Origin of the sequence: Nocardia sp. NPDC058497 (genome assembly GCF_042720195.1) — a bacterium.
In the GTDB taxonomy this organism is placed as follows: domain Bacteria; phylum Actinomycetota; class Actinomycetes; order Mycobacteriales; family Mycobacteriaceae; genus Nocardia.
Map to the genome: position 1 here is coordinate 1 of NZ_JBHXMY010000723.1, position 2,609 is coordinate 2,609.

At 69.5% G+C, this 2,609-nt stretch carries 5 protein-coding genes; 3 read left to right on the top strand and 2 right to left on the bottom strand.

Features of this window, described 5'->3' with window-relative positions; genetic code table 11:
- On the top strand, positions 1–647 hold a 647-nt coding region (locus ACFWPJ_RS30030; protein WP_378856465.1), incomplete at its 5' end, for an acyl-CoA dehydrogenase family protein.
- Positions 648–675: 28 nt separating this feature from the next.
- On the opposite strand, the gene ACFWPJ_RS30035 is transcribed toward ACFWPJ_RS30030, so the two are convergent.
- Together ACFWPJ_RS30035 and ACFWPJ_RS30040 are read right to left on the bottom strand one after the other, a co-directional pair.
- Positions 676–1,374 (bottom strand): DUF4232 domain-containing protein, encoded by a 699-nt coding sequence (locus tag ACFWPJ_RS30035; RefSeq protein ID WP_378856467.1) that lies wholly within the window; start codon positions 1,372–1,374, stop codon positions 676–678.
- 111 nt (positions 1,375–1,485) lie between these two features.
- Complete coding sequence (locus ACFWPJ_RS30040) at positions 1,486–1,698, bottom strand: hypothetical protein (RefSeq protein ID WP_378856469.1); 213 nt, start codon at positions 1,696–1,698, stop codon at positions 1,486–1,488.
- Between the two features lie 61 nt (positions 1,699–1,759).
- Between ACFWPJ_RS30040 and ACFWPJ_RS30045 the strand changes: the two genes are divergently transcribed.
- A complete protein-coding gene (locus tag ACFWPJ_RS30045; protein WP_378856471.1) occupies positions 1,760–2,302 on the top strand; it encodes an HNH endonuclease in 543 nt (180 codons plus the stop codon).
- Positions 2,299–2,553, top strand: coding sequence for a WhiB family transcriptional regulator (locus tag ACFWPJ_RS30050; RefSeq protein ID WP_378856473.1), 255 nt, complete (start codon positions 2,299–2,301; stop codon positions 2,551–2,553). The genes ACFWPJ_RS30045 and ACFWPJ_RS30050 overlap by 4 nt, the downstream gene beginning before the upstream one ends.
- The last annotated feature ends 56 nt before the right edge of the window (positions 2,554–2,609 follow it).

A 2,609-nucleotide genomic window follows, 5' to 3' on the forward strand; every position in this document is an offset into this window, starting at 1 on the left:
GATTCAGAGAACACGAAGTGAACATGCGTTTCACAGATGTCCGGGTACCCGCCGACCAACTGCTCTGCGCCGAGTGCGCGGGATTCGTCGTCGCGCAGACCCGGCTCGGCGGCGGTCGCGTGCACCACGCCATGCGCACAGTCGCATTGGTGCGCAAGGCTTTCGACATGATGTGCGAGCGCGCGGTGTCGCGCCCCGCGCGCAAAGGCGTCCTCGGCGGCTTCCAGATGACCCAGGAACGTATCGCGGACAGCTGGATCCAGATGGAGCAGTTCCGCCTGCTCGTCCTGCGCACAGCCTGGCGCATCGACCAGGCTCAGGACTACCGCGCCGTCCGCAAGGACATCGCCGCCATCAAGGTCGCCATGCCGACGGTGATGAACGACATCGCCCGCCGCGCACTGCATCTGCACGGCGCACTGGGTGTCAGCACCGACCTCCCGTTCCTCGACATGACCACCTACGCCGAGGTCATGGCCATCGCCGACGGGCCCACCGAGGTCCACAAGATCACCCTCGCCAAGGAAGTGCTCAAGCAGTACGCGCCCGCGGATCCGGTCTACCCCAGCGGTTTCCGCCCCACCCTGCGCGAGGAAGCCCGCGATCTCGTCGCCCGCCGTCTCGAGCGCGAGGTGGGCAACCTCTAGTCCTGCTGTGGTCGAGGGCGGCGCCGCATCACCCCGGCGGCGTCACCGGGTGTACGGCCAGGTCACACACCGACAGCGCTTCGGCGATCGGCACCGTGTCGGTGGTGTTGGGTGGGGTGACCCGGAGGCCGGTGTAGGCCGGGCAGGGGTTGCCCGCGGCGTCGGTGGACGTGCCCTCGACAATGGCTTCGGCACCGTGGTCCTGGGTGAGGATCACGGTGGCGGGCGCGTCCTGGTTGGGTGGGAGTCCGCCCAGGTAGCCGCGGGGCGTGCGCGTGGCATTGCTGGTGGTGTCGCCGATCGCGTCCACGCCGGGATAGCCGGTGAGCGAGCACGGGCCGCTGGCGCCGACCAGCCGAAAACGGAGGGTCAGGCCCTGGTGGCCCGCGGCGGCGGTGACCGGGCCGCCACCGACCAGCACCTGGCCGTCGGCGCAGGCGGGGGCGGAATCCGGGAGCGGGAAGCTCGGCGGACTCGGCGGCCCCGCGGTGACCGCCGGTGCCGATGTCACGGGCGGGCCCGGTGCCGGAGCAGGAACAGCGGCGGGTGGGACGAGGGTCGCCGGTCCCGCGGCACTCGACTTGACCGAGGAAGCCGGTCCCGGCGCGGGCAGGGTCGGACTCGGTCGCTCCGCGGGTGCGTTCGTCCCGCCGGAATCGGTGCCGCAGCCGGCGAGTAGCAGGACCGCCGCGCACGTCACGGTGGCCGGAATCAGCGCTGTCCGCATGAGCACCACTCCTCGCGATCGCCCGCGCCCGTCGGGCACCTCACCCCGAAAATGTATCGCGACCTGCCCCTTGTCCGTTCCCCTCGGAACCGGAGCGTTACCGGAAATAAATCAGCCGACATCCGGCGCGGCGTATGCCACCATGAATTCCACGCCGGTCATTCGCACCGGCGCGAGACCGACGAGACATTTCGAGAGGAGGAGACGGCCGTGAAACCCCTTGCGCCACTGCGACAGTCCGAAAAGACCTACCGCCGCGCCGATTCGGCCCGCATCGCGCGAAGCGCAGGCCACGATGCCATGGCCCGTCTCCGGTTCGCGCACTGACGCGGTAACCCACTCAGCTTCGACTGTCGTTCACTTCTCTCGAAACATGGTGATTCCCATGCCGATCCGTCATGCCGTCGACCCGATGGCGCCCACTTCCGACACCTGGATACGCACCAGGGTGCTCGTGCTCAACGCCAGCTACGAGGCACTCGACGAGATCACCGCCGACCGGGCCGTGACACTGCTGATCAGCGGTGCCGCGGAGACCGTCATCGAGCGCGCGCCGAGGTTCCCGATCCGGTCCAAGCACCTGGTCATCGGGCTGCCGGAGACGATCCGGCTGCTGCGTTACGTCTACCTGGGCCACGTCGCCGCGGTGGGTGAGGACAGCCGCGCCACCCTGGCCGGTGTCCTGCGCCGCGACAAGCACCGCTGCGGCTACTGCGCCGACTGGGCGCAGACCGTCGACCACATCCGCCCGCGCAGCAGGGGCGGACCGAACACGTGGGGCAACCTGATCGCCTCCTGCGGACCCTGCAATACGAGCAAGGCCGACCGCACCCCCGAAGAAGCGGGGATGCGGCTGCTGTGGGAGCCCAAAGCTCCCGATCCGCTGGCCCGCACCCAGCGCCGGATCTGGAAGGAGTACGCGCCGTGACCACCACCGACCTCGCACTGACCGCACTGCTGACTCTGTCCGATTCCGGGCAATGGCACCGCGCCGCCTGCCGGGGTGACCCGAACCACGAGGCATGGTTCCCGTACCCGTCGCAGGACTTCGACTACGCCCGCCGGATCTGCGCCGGTTGCCCGTTGCTCGCGGGGTGCACCGAGTACGCGGCGCAGACCGGCCAGTCCGGGGTCTGGGGCGGTCGTGAATACGACCGCGGACGGGTGATCCGCGAGTGACCGGCCGGGGGGGGGGGGTGCGGGCGTGTGGCCCGCCGGCAAGAGAAAAAAAAAAA